Source organism: Parabacteroides sp. HGS0025, assembly GCF_000969845.1.
GTDB classification, from domain to species: domain Bacteria; phylum Bacteroidota; class Bacteroidia; order Bacteroidales; family Tannerellaceae; genus Parabacteroides; species Parabacteroides gordonii.
Genome location: NZ_KQ033902.1, coordinates 942,427 through 962,551, shown reverse-complemented (window position 1 = coordinate 962,551; position 20,125 = coordinate 942,427). Strand labels below are relative to the sequence as shown.

The 20,125-nt window shown below is 41.1% G+C and carries 12 protein-coding genes; 9 read left to right on the top strand and 3 right to left on the bottom strand.

Features of this window, described 5'->3' with window-relative positions; translation table 11 throughout:
- Positions 1-55: 55 nt before the first annotated feature.
- The gene (locus HMPREF1212_RS03385; RefSeq protein WP_046148439.1) at positions 56-2,680 is read right to left on the bottom strand and encodes a DUF6383 domain-containing protein; all 2,625 of its coding nucleotides are present in this window, start codon (positions 2,678-2,680) and stop codon (positions 56-58) included.
- A gap of 534 nt (positions 2,681-3,214) precedes the next feature.
- On the opposite strand from HMPREF1212_RS03385, the gene HMPREF1212_RS03380 reads away from it, so the two are divergent.
- The gene (locus HMPREF1212_RS03380; RefSeq protein WP_046148438.1) at positions 3,215-4,645 is read left to right on the top strand and encodes a RapZ C-terminal domain-containing protein; all 1,431 of its coding nucleotides are present in this window, start codon (positions 3,215-3,217) and stop codon (positions 4,643-4,645) included.
- Positions 4,642-5,376: a nucleotidyltransferase family protein gene (locus HMPREF1212_RS03375; RefSeq protein WP_028726090.1), complete on the top strand. Its 735-nt coding sequence runs from the start codon at positions 4,642-4,644 to the stop codon at positions 5,374-5,376. Before HMPREF1212_RS03380 ends, HMPREF1212_RS03375 begins: the two co-directional genes overlap by 4 nt.
- A 30-nt stretch (positions 5,377-5,406) precedes the next feature.
- Here HMPREF1212_RS03375 and HMPREF1212_RS03370 read toward each other — a convergent pair whose 3' ends face one another.
- Positions 5,407-5,991 carry an RNA polymerase sigma-70 factor gene (locus tag HMPREF1212_RS03370; protein WP_046148437.1) on the bottom strand — a complete coding sequence of 195 codons (585 nt, stop codon included), beginning with the start codon at positions 5,989-5,991 and terminating at the stop codon, positions 5,407-5,409.
- A gap of 280 nt (positions 5,992-6,271) precedes the next feature.
- On the opposite strand from HMPREF1212_RS03370, the gene HMPREF1212_RS03365 reads away from it, so the two are divergent.
- The 7 genes from HMPREF1212_RS03365 (at position 6,272) to HMPREF1212_RS03335 (ending at position 17,718) form a co-directional block, all read left to right on the top strand.
- Positions 6,272-7,294, top strand: a complete 1,023-nt coding sequence (locus HMPREF1212_RS03365; protein WP_046148436.1) for a FecR family protein — start codon at positions 6,272-6,274, stop codon at positions 7,292-7,294.
- Positions 7,295-7,538: 244 nt separating this feature from the next.
- Positions 7,539-10,856, top strand: a complete 3,318-nt coding sequence (locus HMPREF1212_RS03360) for a SusC/RagA family TonB-linked outer membrane protein (RefSeq protein WP_046148435.1) — start codon at positions 7,539-7,541, stop codon at positions 10,854-10,856.
- A gap of 13 nt (positions 10,857-10,869) precedes the next feature.
- A complete protein-coding gene (locus tag HMPREF1212_RS03355; RefSeq protein ID WP_046148434.1) occupies positions 10,870-12,396 on the top strand; it encodes a SusD/RagB family nutrient-binding outer membrane lipoprotein in 1,527 nt (508 codons plus the stop codon).
- A gap of 152 nt (positions 12,397-12,548) precedes the next feature.
- On the top strand, positions 12,549-14,627 hold the full coding sequence (locus tag HMPREF1212_RS03350; RefSeq protein WP_046150211.1) for a BNR-repeat neuraminidase N-terminal domain-containing protein: 2,079 nt from the start codon (positions 12,549-12,551) through the stop codon (positions 14,625-14,627).
- 25 nt (positions 14,628-14,652) lie between these two features.
- Complete coding sequence (locus HMPREF1212_RS03345) at positions 14,653-15,723, top strand: metallophosphoesterase (protein WP_046148433.1); 1,071 nt, start codon at positions 14,653-14,655, stop codon at positions 15,721-15,723.
- 81 nt (positions 15,724-15,804) lie between these two features.
- Positions 15,805-16,707 carry an alkaline phosphatase gene (locus tag HMPREF1212_RS03340; RefSeq protein ID WP_046148432.1) on the top strand — a complete coding sequence of 301 codons (903 nt, stop codon included), beginning with the start codon at positions 15,805-15,807 and terminating at the stop codon, positions 16,705-16,707.
- A 15-nt stretch (positions 16,708-16,722) separates the two neighbouring features.
- On the top strand, positions 16,723-17,718 hold the full coding sequence (locus tag HMPREF1212_RS03335; RefSeq protein WP_046148431.1) for a metallophosphoesterase family protein: 996 nt from the start codon (positions 16,723-16,725) through the stop codon (positions 17,716-17,718).
- Positions 17,719-17,781: 63 nt separating this feature from the next.
- Here HMPREF1212_RS03335 and HMPREF1212_RS03330 read toward each other — a convergent pair whose 3' ends face one another.
- Positions 17,782-20,109 (bottom strand): PAS domain-containing sensor histidine kinase, encoded by a 2,328-nt coding sequence (locus HMPREF1212_RS03330; RefSeq protein ID WP_046148430.1) that lies wholly within the window; start codon positions 20,107-20,109, stop codon positions 17,782-17,784.
- Positions 20,110-20,125 lie beyond the last annotated feature (16 nt).

The following is a 20,125-nucleotide window of genomic DNA, read 5'->3' as shown; positions in this document are numbered from 1 at the left end:
AAGCGGATGAAGTTATTCATCCGCTTTTTCTTATATGTTTATCTGTTATAGCTTATTACTTCACAATCACCTTGTAAGCCTTGTCACCTTCTACAGATACAATCGCAACACCTCTTGTTGTCGGAACTGTAACATAATCAGATGAAACAATACGGGTAGCGATTGTCTGACCCAGGATGTTGGATACAGTAATCTTCTTTCCATGTGCGTTACGGATACTGAATTCACCAACACCACCAATTACCTTTACAGTGGTAGGAGCTTCAATTTCTTCGTTAGCAACAGGAGCCGGAGCAGTTTCAACAGAGAACTCAACACCGTCTTTTGTCATTACTACGACGTTATTTATGATGCCAACATATGGTGCACTTTTTTCAGTACTATTTAACTCCTTCTGATTTTCTAGCAAATAGTTACCGCTTTCTGTCACTTTCAACGCAAACAAAGCAGGATTGTTAGCATTATCCTTCATTGTTTCAATTGTATCGTTTTTAATAAAGTGAACACGATAATTCTTATCTGCAGATGTATCTACTAATGAAGAATCGCGACCAGAAACCATATAAAAATAATGCCTACTAGCATTCGGATCTCCATCTACAGCCAATGAAGTCATAATGAAATACAACGGTTTTTCTGCAGTAGAAGCCTTTGATTTACTCAACCACAAGCTGAAGTTGTCTTTTTCATAAGTCGACTTAACAATCTCCTGTCCTTCCTGTTTTGCTTCTGCAAAGAAGTTCAACGGATTCATTGTTAATGACTTCAAATCTGAAGTAAATCGTTTGTTACCGGAATCGAATGTACCATATTCTGGAGCTTCCATTTCAACAAAATTGAAATAAGCCGGAGTTTCTGATAAAACCATGTTTGAAGAAGCTAAATCAGCAGTAATAAATTTACCATCATTATCACCTGTTGCTATTTCCATGCTATATTTACCACCGTCAACATTTATATTGAAGTAGAAATTAATAGCGTTAGCAGAGCTAGAAACTTTCAGGCTTTTCTTTTCTGTATCATAAGCCACATATTTATCGCTAAACTGAGACTTCAACTGATATTTCACAATAGAAACTGTATCTTGCAATGCTTGTGCACCACCAATTTTTAATGTATCAACAGCAACAATTTTAAAAATAACAGCATCTTTTCCATCTACAGATTTAACCTGAAGAATGGAGTCAGCCGTAACAGTATAAGAAGAACTTGTTTCAGCACCTGCAGGTATCAGATTTAAGGCATAACCGTTGTTTGCCATTTCTGCTGTTGTGAAATTGGCCGATCCTAAGAACTTGTCATCAAGATTTACTTTCTGAGGTTCAACAGTGATAGAATCAGCATTGCCGCCGAATGTAAATGTATTAGCCATTCCCTGAACTGCAAAAACTTCACCTTTCAGCAACATAGATGTATTACTTTTACGATCTACAATGCTATACATTCCATTATCTTCTTTAATATACCATTGTCCTTCAAGATGATTAACGGAAGGTGTTCCGGTAGTCATAGGTACAATCTTTTTATCATTTTCATTAAAAGAAGCAATATATTTTCCCCCATCAGTAGTTTTACTTGCACTCTTCAGAAAATAAACACCTGTACCACCTTCTATTTTAGCAGGAGTTCCTTTGGTTACTGTTATGAATGGTGCAATTCCATTTACTGGAATATTGTTCTCGTCGTCTACTGTTTTCCTTTCAGAAACAGTCAACAACTGAGTAGAACCTGTTTTAGTATATACAACACGAACTTTATCTGTACTTTTTTCTAAAGTTCCATTCACTATAGGAGCACGGTTCACAAACATAGCTAAAGAATCGTTCTTCAAGTCCACTAAAAATTTGAATTGTTGAAATTCGGCATTACCAAGAGTATGAACGCCTTCTTTTGCTTCGTAAATCGAATCTAATACAAATTGAGCACCAAACACTCCTGAAGCAGGAGTTATTTGAGATTTAACGGTATCTACACCAAAATATTTAGGAGTTCCATTCTCAAAGGTTTCATCTCCCTTTATTTGTAATTTTACAAAATATTCATCATTTGCAACTTTTGCCGAAGTTGCAACAATATCTTTTCCTGAAAAGATATCACCCTCAAATTCTCCACCAAAAGATAATCTGAATACACTAAAATTACCGCCAAGCTCCTGTGCTTTTAATGGAATATCTGATTCGGGACGATTAATAGTAAAAACTGTTGCCTTATCAGCTGAATCCAAAACAAATTTACCGTCATCAGTAGTAGAAAATGCAATCGATTTATCAGTACCTAAATAAGAAACAATTTTACCATTAGATATACTCCACTCACTTACTCCCTCAGCCAACACAGGTTTTATACTATTTGGAGAGAAGGACAAAAGAGCTTTCGTTTTTTTATTCTTAAATTGGTAGATAATACTACCTGTTGTTTCTGTTCTAACTTTTGTTATTTCCCACAAAGCAGAGTCTCTAATAGCTTTATTCGCATCAACTCCAATTGCTTTAAAATACAATGAATCAGCTCTCTCACCTGACAATGAAAGAAATTTATTACCAGATTTCAAATAATAATAATTACCTGCAGTCCAATAAGCAGAATTAACTTCTTGGCCAGGAGCCGGTTCTTCTGCATTTGCCATAAACGAACTTACCGCCATCAAAGCAGCGGCTAATAGAGTAGATTTTTTATTCATATATTCTTCCTTTTGGTTTATACATATTATTAATACTAACGACAAAGATAGGATATTTTCAATTCGGAGTTGCTATAAGAAACGCTAAAGATACTTATAATCACGTATATTGTACAAAACTAGTTGTTTTAATGCCAACATGTTTCGACCGCTATTAATGCTTTCTTTATACAAACATTCAATAATGTATACACCCATTTTCCTAAACTGAAGTAAAAAGATACCGCTTTCCATATAAAATCACACCGATATTACGTATCTTTCCACCCTTACTCATATCATTTTCCTCCCTTACTTTTTAGTGGCTGATAATTATCAGCCATATGGTCGACAGTTATCATCCGTACGGCCGACAATTATCAACCATACGGCAGACGGTTATCAACCACTGATTAGTCGCCATAGTAATCTGAATTTGTCCGTATAGTAACTCCGATTACATCGGCATAAAAAACAATCGCGAAAGTGAATGTTTTTAATTAAGTTTCCTCCCCTGACAAAAAAGACTTACCTTAGTGCCGTAATTAACGAAATATGGTAACAGAAGAATTAAAAAGACTCTACTACGAATATACTGGTTCACAGGCAGAAGACGTGACCGAACTACCTTCATCCGGTTCCAACCGCAGGTATTTCAGAATATCGGGGCCTAAAACTTTAATCGGGGTCAGCGGATCTTCCCAGGAAGAGAACAAAGCTTTTATTTATATGTCCGGATTTTTCAGAGAAAAAGGTATTTCCGTACCGGAAGTACATTATCACTCTGACGATCATTCTTTTTACCTGCAGGAAGACCTGGGAGACACAATGCTTTTCAACGCCATAGAGAAAGGGCGCAGAAGTTGTGTTTTCGATGAAGAAGAACGCCGGTTGTTACATAAAACGATCACGATGCTTCCTTCCATTCAGTATGCAGGAGCCGATGGATTCGATTATAATGAATGTTACCCCCAGCCGGAATTCAACCAACGTTCCATCCTCTGGGATCTGAATTACTTTAAATACTGTTTCCTGAAAGCTACCGGCATGGAGTTTCAGGAAGACCGTCTGGAAGATGATTTTCAGAAAATGAGCGATGTCCTGTTGCGTGACACCTCTCCTACGTTCCTGTACAGGGACTTCCAGTCGCGTAATGTGATGGTGAAAGACGGAGAACCCTGGTTCATCGACTTTCAGGGTGGACGGAAAGGGCCGGTTTATTACGATGTAGCCTCTTTCCTCTGGCAGGCCAAAGCCAATTATCCCGAAGATTTAAGAAATGAATTGCTTGCAGATTATCTGCAGGCTTTACGAAAATATACAGATGTAGACGAAGAACATTTCTTCAGCCAGCTACGTCATTTTGTCCTGTTCAGAACGTTACAGGTATTAGGCGCCTACGGTTTCCGGGGATATTTTGAAAAGAAACCACATTTCATCCAAAGTGTTCCTTTCGCGATCAATAACCTGCGCCAGTCATTAAAGAATGAGTATCCGGAATATCCTTATTTGTGTTCCGTTTTAAGGGAACTGACCGGACTGACACAGTTCAGGGACGATATAAAAAAGCGAATGCTGGAAGTAAAGATCGTCAGTTTCTCCTATAAAAAAGGAATACCCAACGATCCGAGCGGAAACGGCGGAGGCTTCGTATTCGACTGCCGGGCGATCAATAACCCCGGTAAATACGAGCGATACAATCATTTCACAGGACTAGATGAACCGGTTATCCGTTTTCTGGAAGAAGACGGCGAAATCACTTCATTCCTCGAACATGTTTATACGATTGTGGATACCTCAGTAAAACGTTATTTGGATCGAGGTTTTACAAATCTGATGATCTCGTTCGGTTGTACCGGCGGACAGCATCGTTCCGTCTATTCGGCACAACACCTGGCAGAGCATCTGCATGCCAAATTCGGAGTGAAAGTGGATTTGACCCACAGGGAACAAAATATAGAACAAATCTTTGACGCAATATTATGAAAGCTATGATTTTCGCGGCCGGTATGGGAACTCGTCTCAAACCGATAACCGACAATACCCCGAAAGCATTGTTACCGATAAATGGGAAACCGATGTTGGAACATGTGATCCTGAAACTGAAGGATGCCGGGTTTCACCAGATCGTTATTAACATTCACCACCTGGGAGACCAGATCATCGACTTCCTGGCTGCCAACAACAACTTTGGAGTCCAGATCCATATCTCCGATGAACGGGGATATCTTCTCGACACGGGAGGCGGGATAAAGAATGCAGCTAAATTCCTTCAGGGAAACGAACCTTTCCTGGTGCACAATGTCGACATCATGTCAAACGTCGACCTGAGAAAGCTATACAACTGCCATCTGGAAACAAATCCGATCGCCACCTTACTGGTCAGCAAACGGAATACCTCGCGTTATCTACTTTTCAACAACGAGAACCGCCTGTGCGGATGGAGAAACCATGAAACCGGAGAGGTAAAATCTTATTATCCCGATTTCGATCCGAAGCTATATAATGAATATGCTTTCAGCGGTATCCATGTATTATCTCCGCAGATATTCGACTGGATGGAAGAATGGACTGGTAAATTCCCGATCATCAATTTCTATCTGTCTATTTGTGCCAAAGCAAATATCCACGCTTACGCAGCCGAAAACCTGCGATTACTCGATATCGGTAAGCCGGAAGCTTTGGCTAAAGCGGAAGAATGGGTGAAAAGCTTGTAATATAAAAGGATGGCTTTAGCCGGAAGTATTTCATACGATTCTGACTAAAGCCATTAACAAAGGCAAATAGTCTTTCAACTCCACACGCAAGAGTTTCAATGCCTGCTGAATACGGTAATCGACCGTTTTAGAGGAGACATTCAGTTTTTCTGCAATCTCATTATAAGTCATGTTTTGGAAGCGGTTCATTTCAAAAGCCTCCCGATAGGTTTCAGGCAGGCGGGACAAGGCGTTTTCAATGTTCCGGGTGAGTTCTTCCACAATATAAAAATCCGGATCTTCATATTGCGATTGCTGGTTTTCGTACATGGAACTGACTACCCGTTGTTTCAGCTCATTACGGTTTATCAATGTCAGGCATCTGTTCTTTACCGCTCTGAACAAATAGTTTTTGGGAGAAGACTCGATCACCTGCATGCTGCTGTTTTCCCAGAACCAAACCATCACATCCTGTACAATCTCCTGCCCGTCATCAAAATCGACAAATTGTTTCGCATAAGCACACAACAGAGGATAATAACGCATAAACAGGACATCAAATGCTTTCACATCACCTGCCTGGATCTTTTCAAAAAGAACCTCGTCAGTTATAATATCTGTGATTTTTGAAAGCATCTGGTAAAAAAGGATTAAGTTCTAGTAAGACTATGGTAAAAATGTTGATTATCTGCCTGTTTTTTGCACTTAAAAGCAAAGAATCAATTGATGTTTTTTATTAGAATAAAAACTTAATGCCCTTGTAATAGGTTAATATGTTGAAAAATGTTATTTTTGCATACATAATTGACATAGTCTTACTAGAACTCTTTCGCTTCATTAAAAAAATTATCTCAAAAAAACACTTTTTCATTTAGGAGGTATCTCTGTTCGTTAGTCTTTAATATAAAGAGACAAAATGGACATGCAAAAACATATAGACGAACATATATTTCTACGTTATTATACCGATTCACTTTCCGCTGATCAAAAGCAGGAAGTAGAGCAATGGCTACAGGAGTCTGAAGAAAATAGAAAACTGGCCCGTGATGTTCAGTACATCTATATGGCGGCTGACACTCTTAATACAATTAAAGAAGTAAATTCAGCAGAAGCGTTAGAGCAAGTAAAGAAAAGATTCCGCAAACCGAACAAAACGAATTATCTTGTCTGGTTTCAGAAAGTCGCAGCTATCCTTATTTTACCTTTACTGCTCAGTACTATTTATTTCGTTACTAAAAAAGAGCCGGTCGAATATATTGAAATCAAAACAAATCCCGGTATGGTCGCAGCCTTGAATCTGCCGGATGGTAGTAAGGTCTGGTTAAACTCCGGATCTTATTTAAAACATCCCCAGAAATTTACCGGCGACACCCGCACTGTCGAACTGGATGGAGAAGCCTATTTTTCCGTGCAGAAAGATAAATCAAAGAGATTTATCGTAAACACGCCTTTCGACCTGAAAGCTGAAGTGCTGGGCACAGAATTTAATATTGAAGCATATAAAGAAAGCAACCAGGTGACAACCTCTTTGGTTTCCGGTTCGGTCAAACTTTCTTTCCGAAACAAGAAGAATGAAGAAGAGTCGTTTATTATGAAGCCGGATGACGAAGTGGCTTATAACATAAAAACCAAGGGAATCAAGACAAACGCATCTTATCTACCGACACAAATAGCCTGGAAAGATGGTTTGGTTGTTTTCAGAAACACCTCTTTCGAAGAGGCTTTAAAAATACTGGATAAGCGTTTCAATACCCAATTTATCGTAAAAAACGATTTGTTGTATGAAAATTCTTTCACCGGAACTTTCAGTGGGCAGCATCTTATGCTTATTCTTGAACACTTCCGGTTATCGTCTGGTATTCAATACAAATTCATAGATCCGGAGATAAACCCGGACAAAAACAAAGTATCAGAAAAAACAATTGTCGAACTATATTAATTTTTTGTGTAACCTAATAAATACAGTATGAAAGCAACAGAACCTCCTTAAAACAAAACATACGGAAAAATATTGGCGTATTTTCCCGTATGAAAACCAACTGCAGGCTTGTTTGGCGACAAGCTTAGCAAATGAATTTTTTAACTCTAAAATCACTTACAAATCTATGACAAATTATTTTAGCATCCAACATTTCAGGATGGTGAATTCACCATTTATTATCCTGAAGAAAATACCATTATGTATGAGACTCACCGCAATAATGCTATTTGTATGCATTGGATTGGCATACGCCTCCGAAAGCTACAGCCAGTCGGCTACATTGTCCCTGAACGTTAATAACAAAACGGTACAGGACGTATTAGATGAAATAGAAAAACAATCGGATTTCCATTTCTTCTATAACAACAAACAAGTAAACACCAACCGTGTTGTTTCCATCAAAAGCAACAAGAAGAATGTTTTTAATGTATTGGAACAGCTGTTCAATGGAACGGATATCAGTTATAAGGTACTGGATAAGAGCATTATCCTTTCACCGAAGGAAGTACTTAGTGAAGCAAAAGTACAACAATCCATCAAAAATATCTCAGGAACAATTACTGATGCAAAAGGAGAACCGATTATCGGTGCTAATGTAGTGGAGAAAGGTTCTACCAACGGAACCATTACAGATATAGACGGAAAATTCAGTTTATCCGTGCCCAACAAAGCTGTATTGGTTATTTCCTACATCGGATATGCCGGCAAGGAAATCCAGGTTGGCGAACAGTCGACGATAAATGTCATTTTATCGGAAGATACAGAACTACTGGAAGAAGTGGTAGTAACAGCGTTAGGTATCAAACGTTCGGAAAAAGCACTGGGTTATTCCGTCCAGAAAGTCGGAGGGGATGAATTCACAACAGTAAAAGGTGCCAACATAGCCACCTCCCTTTCCGGTAAGATCGCGGGAGTTTCTGTGATCAATACAAATGCATTTAACGAAAGCTCAACGATCTTATTACGTGGTGAAAAACCACTTATCGTAATTGATGGTATCCCGTTTGAAAACACCGGGCTAAGCGATGTTGCAGCTGATGATATCGAATCGATGAGTGTATTGAAAGGTGCGACTGCCTCCGCCCTCTATGGAGAAAAGGGAGCTTCAGGAGCCATTATGATAACAACAAAGCGCGGAACGAAAGAAGGTCTGGCAGTCAGTGTAAACAGTAATACGATGTTCAATGCCGGATATCTGGTATTGCCGGAAGTACAATCATCCTACAGTAGCGGTTCCGGAGGTAAGTATTTACAGGAGTTGAGTGAATATGTCTGGGGGGATAAACTGGACATCGGAAGAAATGCCGTCCAATATGACCCTAACACGTATGAATGGAGAGAGATGCCTTTGGTATCAAAGGGTAAGAACAATTTCAATAATCTTTTGGAAACATCTTTCGTCACCAACAATAATGTGAATGTAACCTACAAAGGCAAGAACGGCAGTTTCAGAACCTCATTGACACATGTCTACAACAAAGGACAATTTCCTGGAAACAAATTGAATGATTTCACTTATACCGTTGCAGGAGATATGAAGTTTGGTAAATTTTCTCTGGATGCCTCTATCACTTATAACGGAAGTTACAGCCCGCAGTTCAGGGGAGAAGGATATGCCTGGGACGGATACCTTTACAATATGATTGTATGGACAGGTACCGAATTCGATATTCGTGATTTCAAAAACTACTGGAAAGAAGGAAAAGAAGATATCGAACAAAACTGGTTATACAAATATGACTATAATAACCCTTATTTCCTGGCAAATGAAGCGACAAAATCGCAATTAGAAAACCGTGCCAACGCACAAGCGACTCTCAATTATGAAATTCTGGATTGGTTAAAAGCAACTGCACGTGTGGGTTCCGATACTTACTCAAGAAAATTGGAATATAAAGTACCCCTTAGCGCCCGTAACAGCCAAACAGGTAAATTTGAGAAATATGAACGCAGAGGGTATGGTATCATAGGCGACGTTCTGTTGATCGCTGATAAAAAAGTGGGCGACTTCAATGTTGGCGGAATGTTAGGTATGGGATTAAACTATTACCAAAAAGACGAGTTCGATGCCAATACAAACGGAGGATTAACTGTTCCCGGATTTTATTCGCTAAAAGCATCGAAGGATCTTCCATCTGTGTCAACCACTGTAAAAACAAAACAGACAAACAGTGTTTACGGTAAAATCGATTTATCCTGGAAAAATGCGGTTTTCATCGAAGCCACAGGTCGTAACGACTGGGTTTCCACACTGGCAAAATCAGAACAATCCTATTTCTATCCATCTGTATCCGGTAGCGTTATCCTTTCGGAACTGGTCGATATGTCCGACTACCTGAGCTTTTTGAAATTAAGAAGTTCATGGACTATCACTAAAACAGCTGCCGATATATATGATATCAATAAAGTATACAAGATCACACAGAATGTATGGGACAGCAAATCTACTGCCGCCTATCCGACGATGATCCGTGATGCTACACTGGTTCCTCAAAAGGCAACTTCCTTTGAAGTGGGTGCTGCCGCTCATTTCCTGAGTAATCGTTTACGTTTCGATGTAGCTTATTATACCAAGTTAATGACTGATATCCAGCATGAATCTCCTTTAAGCTATACTTCCGGTTTTGAGAAAACGTTGAACAATTACGATGAAGAACGTATCAAAAAAGGATGGGAAGTAACCGTATCCGGTGATATTATCAAAACAAAAGACTGGAACTGGACTTCTTCTTTCAACTGGGGACGCGACCGCTACTATTATCATAAGATCGACGAGACTTATTCAACCGACAGACCTTGGGTAAAACCGGGCGAACGCTGGGACTGGTTTGAAGTATACGATTGGGAAAGGGATCCGCAAGGAAACATTGTACATAGCGGTGGTCTGCCCGTATTGAGCGATTATCCTACAAAAGCCGGTTTCGAACGTCCTAACTGGGTATGGGGTTTCACGAATCATCTGAGTTATAAAAATTTCACTCTTGATGTTTCTTTCGACGGACGTGTCGGAGGTAAGGCTTACAACCGTCTGGAACAAGCCATGTGGAATTCCGGAACACATATAGACAGCGATAATCAATGGCGTTATGACGAAGTCGTAAACGGAAAGACTAATTATGTAGGCCAGGGTGTAAAGGTTGTTTCAGGTTCCGTAAAATATGATTCTTACGGAAATATTCTGGAAGATACACGTGTATTCGCTCCCAACGACGTTGCCGTGTCTTACGAAGCCTATACAAAGAATTACCAACCCTGGAATGGAAGTAAAAGAATCCAGAACATTCATGATCTGACATTCCTGAAATTACGCGAATTGTCTATCGGATATAAATTGCCGGGAGAGGCTGCTCAAAAGATCGGTTTCGATAATATCCACGTCTCTCTGGTAGGACAAAACCTCTTCATCTGGTGCAAGGACTTCAAATATTCGGATCCGGATGCTATCACAGAAGATCACGAAGAGTTGCTGAATGCTCCTTCCATGCGTTATGTTGGTTTGAATATTAAACTTGATTTTTAAAAACTGAGTGATTATGAAACATATAAATAAATTTCTGTTATTATTCACAGCACTATCCATATTTACTGGTTGTGATAATTTTGAAAAACTTAATACAGACCCGGATACGGCAACAACAGTGCCCTCTTCTATGTTGGCAACCAAAGTTATCTACGAGGTTGTCCGTAAAGACCGCACCGTAAAGGAATATGTAAACGACGGTGTGCTGGCTAAACAAATCGTATGGAACGAAGGCGTTTCAGATTTGCAATACAACAATATCGGACGTGGCGATTTCGACGGCTTCCTACAGGTTGTCAATTGCAACGATATGGTAGCTAAGTCGCCCGGACAAAAAGGTTACGAAGGATTAGCCCTTTTCTCTAAAGCTTATCTTCTTTATTATATTTCTCTAAATATAGGAGATATTCCATACACCAACGCCGGTCAGGGGGAAGAAGGTAATCCCCGCCCCAAATACGAAACTCAGAAAGAAGTAATGCTGGGCATTCTCAATGATCTGGAAAAAGCTTATCAATGTTTCTCCGAAGCAGATGATATGGCATTCGAAGGCGATATTATTTTTAGCGGGAATAAGGAAAACTGGAAAAAAACAGTGACTGCATTCCAGTTGAAAGTATTAATGAACCTTTCCAAAAAGGAAAATGAGTCTGACCTGAACCTAAAATCCCGTTTTGCCGGAATCGTTCAGAATGGTTCTTTAATGACATCCAATGCGGACAACTTCCAATTGGTTTACAAAGACCAACAGGGAATGAAATATCCTTTCAACGATTTGACTTCCAACCAGACAAAATATGCAATGATGTCATCTGTACTGGTTGATCAAATGACAGAATACGGAGATTACCGTTTGTTCTACTACGGAGAACCCTCTATTGCCAAGATAAACGAAGGTAAAGAGGAAAGCGATTTTGATGCTTATGTCGGTGTCGACCCGTCTCTCCCCTATGGAGATGTATCGAAAGCACATGGAGCCAATTTATTTTGCCGGCCGAACCTCCGTTACATTTCCGAAAGTCATGTAGAAGGTGAACCGCTGATACGTTTGGGATACAGTGAACAGCAATTCCTTTTGGCAGAAGCTTGTCTACGTGGCTGGATTAGTGGGAATACCAGTGAGTATTATAAAAAAGGGATCGAAGCTCATATGAAATTTGTCAAAGATTATACACCGGAAGAATATGCACACGGACGTGTCATCACTAACGATTATATTGCATCTTACCTGGCTAATGATAAAATACAACTGACAGGTTCTTTTGAAAAAGATCTGGAAAAGATTATTATCCAGAAATATATTTCATATTATCTGCAACATACTTACGAAGCTTATTACGATTATAGAAGAACCGGTTATCCTGTATTGCCGATCAATCCGGAATCAAGTAAAAACGTAACAGCTCCGGATCGTATCCCTGTTCGTTATATGTATCCCGAAAGAGAATACAACTACAACCGTGAAAATCTGGAAGAAGCACTGAGTCGTCAGTTTGGTGGTAGCGATAATATCAACGACATAATGTGGATACTGAAATAAAACAGAAAGAACGTTATATTCTACCTAGAATAATAGACACTAACATTCTTTCCTCTATATCATGAATTATTATAAGGGATAGGAGAAATCCTATCCCTTTTTCACACAAAATGGTTACCTTTGGAGATACAAAAACACATCACATTAATATCATGAAATATCAGTATTACAAACGGCCATTCTTAGAGAAGGCATGCTTCTTTATTCTATTTCTACTCTGCTCATCCGTCACCCAGTCGATAGCCCAGTCTCCCGGCCAGAATCTCGCCTTACATCTCAATGGGAAAGATAACAATGTAAAAACGGGGATCCGAATCCTCGACGCACCCTTTACACTTGAAACATGGATCAAAGGGGATGATACATCCTGGAAAGATCAGGAAATTATTTTTGGAGGAGGTGAGTACAGCCAACTGAATATAACCGATTATCTCCCGCTCGTCATAGAAAAAGGGAAGCTTCATAGCACCCGGGCCGATCTATGGTCGAAGGAGACACTGGATGATCAATGGCATCATGTCGCTCTTACCTGCGACGGGACTGTCACCAGATTATATCTGGATGGCGAAGTAGCAGACAGTAAACCGGTTGCCGTTTCCGTGTTGCCCGGAGCTCTGGGAATAAACGAAAGCGATACGACATCTTTCGGTGGCCTTATGGACGAAGTACGCGTCTGGAATTCTGCCTTGTCTACCGAAATGATACGGGAATGGATGGGTAAACCGCTTACTCCCACTCATCCTCAATTCAAAACATTAATCGCTTATTACAATTTTGATGACGGGATAAATGATGTTTCCGTCAACTGGGTCGGAAAAGGAGACCAGGCCTATCATATACGCAACGGCCGGGTAGATTATAAAGGTACGATCCCTATGGCATATACCGTAGTAAACGACAATCCGAAATTCAGCTACACAGCCGATAAAACCCAGGAATTATTTAATGCAGTTGTAATAGACAGCGAATGGGATGCAGACCAAGGCACCCGTGACGATCAGATCCTGAAAGTAAGAATAGCAGTTACCGGTAATCAAGCACCATTATCCCTAACCGAATTGTCACTGGATCTGTCGGATATGACTTCCCTATCTGATATCTCTCGCGTACATATATATTATACTGGCAAAAACGCCCGTTCAAATACACGGACAGAGTTATTCGGGAACGGCAAAGCTCCTAAAGAGAAAATGACATTCAAAGCTTCCAAAGGAGAAATAAAATTGACACCGGGAATTAATTACCTATTGGTGACCGCCGATATTTCCGACAAAGCCACTTTCGGTAATAAGATAAAAATAAAGGTTCCTTCTTTCAAACTGGATAAAACGAATTATATTCCGGAAATAAGTGAAGGACTGATAGAGAAAAAAATCACCTGCAACAGCAGCAATAATCCCAACATTGTCAAAATCCTGCAATGGAATATCTGGCACGGAGGCCGGCATGTCGGAAATGACGGGCAAAGCCGGATCATCGACTTGTTAAAAGCTTCCCATGCGGATATCATAACCATGCAGGAAGGTTACGGCGGACAACAACGTTTTAAAGATTCGCTTAACAACAATATGCAGACTCCGGCATTAGACGATAACCTTGTACTCTTCAGCCGCTATCCGTTGGAAAAGATACCTACCGATAAAACATTCAACTCCAATCCGGGAAAAATAACATTGCCTAACGGACGTCAACTGCTCGTTAATGCTTGCTGGTTGCGGTATGCCTACCGTCCCGAATACTCCTGCAATTATCCGAATAGCGGACATGATCCGCGTATCTGGGTAGCAGAAGACTCGATCCGGGCTCTGGTCGACATGAAACATATCCTTGAAAAGGATACCAAGCCTTATCTGACAGACGACGAAACTCCTGTTATTATTGGAGGCGACTTCAATTCATGCAGCCATCTGGACTGGACAGCCGCTGCTGCTCCCTTGCATTATGGATATGGCCCGGTTCCATTCCCTACAACTCTCTACATGCAAAGCGAAGGGTATAAAGACAGTTTCCGTGAGATCAATCCGGATGAAGTAAACCGCCCGGAAGGAACATTCGCCGTTATCTACGGACAATTGCGGGTTAGCCGGATCGACTTCCTTTTCTACAAAGGGAAAGGAATAAAAGCCATATCTTCAAAGATAGTCAAGACGACTCCGGAGATAGACGATGTATGGGCTTCCGACCATGCTGCCGTTCTCACCACTTTTGAAGTATCTCCGTTATCCCATTAAAATCATATCATAAAGATAAACACATATGAAAAAAAGACTTATTCTATCGATCGGTATCCTGCTCAACCTATTAACGGTTACCGCCCAGGTACAACCTGTACAACCCCAGTTAACGGATAGCAAATCATTCTCCATGATCCTGCTCCCCGACCCGCAGAGTTACACCAAATTCGATGTAAACCAGCCCTTATTCGAACTGATGACCGCCTGGACGGCCAATAACAAGGAAAGGCTGAACATCGAAGCCGTTCTATGTACAGGCGACCTGGTTGAACAGAATGAAATCCGCATACCTGACGGAGTAAACGGCAACCAAACCAGCGAAGAGCAATGGAAAGCGGCCTCACAGGCTTTTGCCCGGTTGGATAATAAATTACCTTACGTGATCTGTACCGGAAATCATGATTACGGATACGAAAAGTCAGAAAATCGTTTATGCCGTTTTCCTGCCTATTTCCCTTCGGAAAGAAATTCCTGCTGGAGAAAATCATTGGTAGAAGTAGGGAACAACTATCAGGATATCCCGACACTTGAAAATGCAGCCTACGAATTCGAGACCGATACCTGGGGCAAAATACTTATCGTATCCCTGGAGTTTGCCCCCCGTGACGAAGTCATCGAATGGGCAAAGACCGTCACCGAAAAGCCGAAGTATAAAGACCATAAGGTCATTATACTGACTCACTCTTTCCTGTCATGGAACGGAAAACGTCACATAAAAGAGAACTACAAAGTATCTCCTGCCAACTACGGGGAAGCGATCTGGCAGAAACTCGTTTATCCTTCTTCCAATATCTGCATGGTCATCTGCGGACACGAATGTGAGATCGCCCCGTTCAAAGATAACGTTGCTTTCCGCGTGGATAAGAATGCGGCCGGAAAAGAAATACCGCAAATGATGTTCAACGCCCAGACTGCCGATGGTTTCTGGCATGGCAACGGTGGCGACGGTTGGTTGCGTATCATGGAATTTATGCCGGACGGTCAGACGATCAAGATAAAGACTTTCTCCCCGCTTTTCGCCATTTCGCCGACAACTGCCGATAAATCCTGGAGAACCGAGTCGTACGACCAATTCGATATCACTATAAAATAATAATAAAAGAAGCTATGCTAATTGGGTAATCGTCCCTATTTTACATACCTTTGAGGTACTAATACAAATTAAACACTTATCATGAAACAGAGAAACTTATTACTTATTCTGGTTTTAACCATTTTCACAATCAGTTCGGCTTTTGCCGCCAAACCAAAAGCTAAGCACGTAGTCTGGATCGGTCTGGACGGCTGGGGAGCTTATAGTGTAGAAAAAGCAGAGATGCCTGTCACCAAACAATTTATGAAAGAGGGCTCCTATACGTTGAAGAAACGTTCCGTATTACCTTCATCCAGTGCTGTAAACTGGGCATCCATGTTCATGGGAGCAGGACCGGAAATTCACGGATACACGGAATGGGGATCAAAAACCCCCGAACTGCCTTCACGCGAACTGAACAAGCATGGTATCTTCCCGACCGTTTTCCAATTGCTGCGCGACGCTCAGCCGAATGCTGAAATAGGTTGCCTTTACGACTGGGACGGTATCAAATATCTGGTGGATACCTTATCACTGAGTTACCATGCACAAGGCCCGGACTACAACAAACAACCGACCGTACTGTGCGAAATGGCCGTTAAATACATCACCGAGAAAAAGCCGACACTTACCATGATCGCTTTTGACAACCCCGACCATGTAGGACATGCCGACGGACACGACACTCCCGCTTACTATGCCAAGATAAAAGAACTGGACGGTTATATCGGTCAGATTGTAGAAGCAGTGAAAAAAGCCGGTATGTACGACGATACGATCTTCATTATCACAGCCGATCATGGTGGTATCAATAAAGGACACGGTGGTAAGACCATGCAGGAAATGGAAACACCCTTTATCATCGCCGGAAAGAATATCAAAAAAGGATATTGCTTCGATGATATCAGTATGATGCAGTTCGATTGTGCCTCAACTGTTGCCGAAATCTTCAACCTGCAACAACCGCAAGTATGGATCGGCCGTTCGATGCCTGTTTTTAAATAATAAATCTACGAGAAGATGAAACAGTTATTTTTTTGTATCATATTCCTGCTGGTCGGCCTATTGAACGGCAACGCCCAACAGCCGTCACTGAAATTCAACAAGGACGGTAAATTTAAGATCGTACAATTCACCGATGTACATTATATCCATAACAATCCGAAGTCGGCCATTTCGATCGAAAGGATCAATGAAGTGCTGGATGCAGAGAAACCGGATCTGGTGCTTTTCACCGGTGATGTGATTTATGGTCAACCGGCCGAAGAAGGTATGCGTACCATACTTAACCTGGCAGCCAAACGTCAGATACCTTTCGGTATGACATTCGGTAACCATGATAACGAACAAGGCCTGACACGCACACAGTTGTTCGATATCATCCGAACGATCCCTTACAACCTGACAGACTCTGTTAAAGGTGTATCGGGAGCCAGCAATTATATTCTTCCGATCAAATCATCGAATGGAAATAAAGATGCCGTCGTGCTTTATTGCATGGATTCTCACTCTTATTCCCAGATAGAAGGTATCGGCGGATACGATTACATCAAGTTCGACCAGGTGCAATGGTATCGCGATAACAGTGCCAAATTCACGAAACAGAATGGAGGAACACCTGTCCCTTCCCTGGCTTTCTTCCATATCGCTCTGCCCGAATATAATCAGGCAGCTTCGGATGAAACAGCGATCCTGGTAGGAACACGTAAAGAGAAAGCCTGCGCTCCGCAACTGAACTCCGGACTGTTTGCTTCCATGAAAGAAATGGGAGATGTTCAAGGTATCTTTGTCGGCCACGATCACGATGACGATTATGCCGTTTACTGGAAAGGTATCTTACTGGCGTATGGCCGTTACACCGGAGGCGACACGGTTTACAACAACCTGACAAACGGTGCACGCGTAATCGAAATGACTGAAGGTGAAAACGGTTTTAAAACCTGGATCCACCTGAAAGGTAACGAAATCATTAACAAGGTAAATTATCCTTCCGACTTTATTAAGAAGAAAGATTGATCCTGTTCCTATACAAAACAAGAAGCCCTCTTCGCTGCATGAGCAAAGAGGGCTTTATTATTTTCATTGTTCAACTAACTCCGGAGAGCAGGGGAACCAAGCCCAGAAGGTAGATCCTACACCGGGAGTTGAAGTAAATCCGACTTTTCCCCCCGCCGATTCTACAATCGCTTTGGAAATGGTTAACCCTAATCCTGTTCCCTGTGCAAACTCATTGAGCTTTTCGAACCGGGCAAAGACCTTATCATGTTTTTCCTCGGGAATACCGACTCCCGTATCTTCTACATAGATACGGATTCCTTTACCATCAATCGAGTATCCCATTTTTATATGTCCGGCTTTAGTACATTTCACGGCATTGGTCAGGAAATTCATCCAAACCTGCTTGAGCCGGCTTCTATCCAGAAGAACTAAACAATTCGGTGAAGAATCGTCCATACTGAATTCAACGGCGGAATTTGTAACCTTCGGCAGAATTGTCGTATATAATTCACCGGAGACTTTTGCCAGGTTAAACTGCTCACATTTACGGTCGAGAACGCCTGACTCTATCTTGGATAGATCAAGAATATCGTTAATCAGACGTAGCAACAACTCATTATTAGACAAAATGATACCGGCATATTCCTCTTTTTCCTCCTGATCATCGCAGGTTGTCAGTAGTTCGGAGAAACCGACAATAGCATTTAAAGGAGTGCGTATCTCATGACTCATATTAGCCAGAAAAGCAGATTTAAGCCGGTCGGAAAGTTCCGCCTTTTCTTTCATTTCCTTCAGCTCCTGGATCATCTTTTCCCATTTCGTATTATTGATCGTTATGCCGGTGTAACGGGTAACGCACCCTTTCAGATCTCTTTCAACCTGAATACCAGTGACCAGTAAAGTCTGCCATTCATCATCCCATTTCGTCTTAGAGCGGTATTTCAAATTAAAATCTCTGTCAACACCCTGACGCATGTGGTCGATATAGTTGTGGACACAATCGATATCTTCCGGATGGGCAACTTTCAGATATTCATCCGGATTAATTGTTTTTTCCGAATGATAGTCATTTACCGGATCATTGAATGCCCTGAATTGGTCGCTCTTTACATCAAAATCCCAATAAGACATACCTACCGTCTTGAAGGTAAGTTCTATTCTATAATTTCTTTCTCTAAGTTCCCGGTTTAATTTCTGTAATTTGGGAATGTTTTGCCTGAAGCCTGTAAAGCGTATGATATTCCCCTCTTCATCACGTTCAAAAGGGACGCCTATAATATCACAATATTGCCAGGTGTCATCATATTTGGTTTGCATACGGCATGTGATATTAAAGGTATGGTCTCTTCCTTCGGTCATAGACTGTACTGTTGCTTGTACCGAGGGACGGTCTTCCGGATGTATAACATCCATATATTCCGAGACATCCAATAAACGATCGCTGACATAGTCGTTGACCGGATCATTATACGATTCGAACTTTTGGTTCCGCACATCAAAATCCCAATGGACGATATTGCTGACTTTCATAGCCAACTCACGTTTTGCAATCAGATCCTGTGTCTTCTTTGCCATTTGTATTCTTTCCGTCACATCCAGTTGTGTCCCGATAATCTGCAACCTTCTCAGATGCTCGGAAGATAACCGCATACGGCTTTCATAGAAACGATATTGCTGCTCCTGCTCATTATAAAAGCGCAATGTGATCTGTCCCGTTTGAATTTCCTTATTTATCAGTTGTGAAAAAAGCTGCTTCAGGGGAGCATGATCCTGGGGATGCAACATCTTCAGTGCATTCTCGATCGTCATAGTCTCACCCGATACAGTTTCCCCATACAGCGGAGTAAAAACTTCCTTACGTACATCATATATCCAGGAAGCCATATTAGCGGCATCCATAGCCATTTCCAGATTTTTCTTGGTTTCTTCCGTACGGTATTCCGCTTCTCTCACAGCCGTTACATCATTGGCCAGCAATATATGCCCGATAATTCCTCCTTTTTTACCCCTTATAGCAACAACCTGTACGTTATAAATCATCGTACTCTTATTGCTAGAAGAAAAGTATGCGTCGCTATTTATCTGGTCAAAATCATATTCAAACTCCAAAGAGATTTTCTCTCCGTTTTTTACCTGAGCCTTAAGAGTATCGTCCATATAAGGACTGTTAAACAAGTTGACCGTCCCTACCACCGTTGCCCGGTCAGCTATGCCGTACATACGTAAAGCATAGTCGTTGACGCTACGCAAAAGACCTTCTGCATCATATATTTCAATACCTATTGGCAGGTAGGCATAGATACTTTCCGTGAACAGATATTGATCTTCTATTAATTTGGATATTTCCTCCTCAAAAAAAGCCTGCTCATCTTTACCTGATTCCGTTTCATTTTCTCCAGCTTGTCCCATTCGTCCCTTCTTTAGT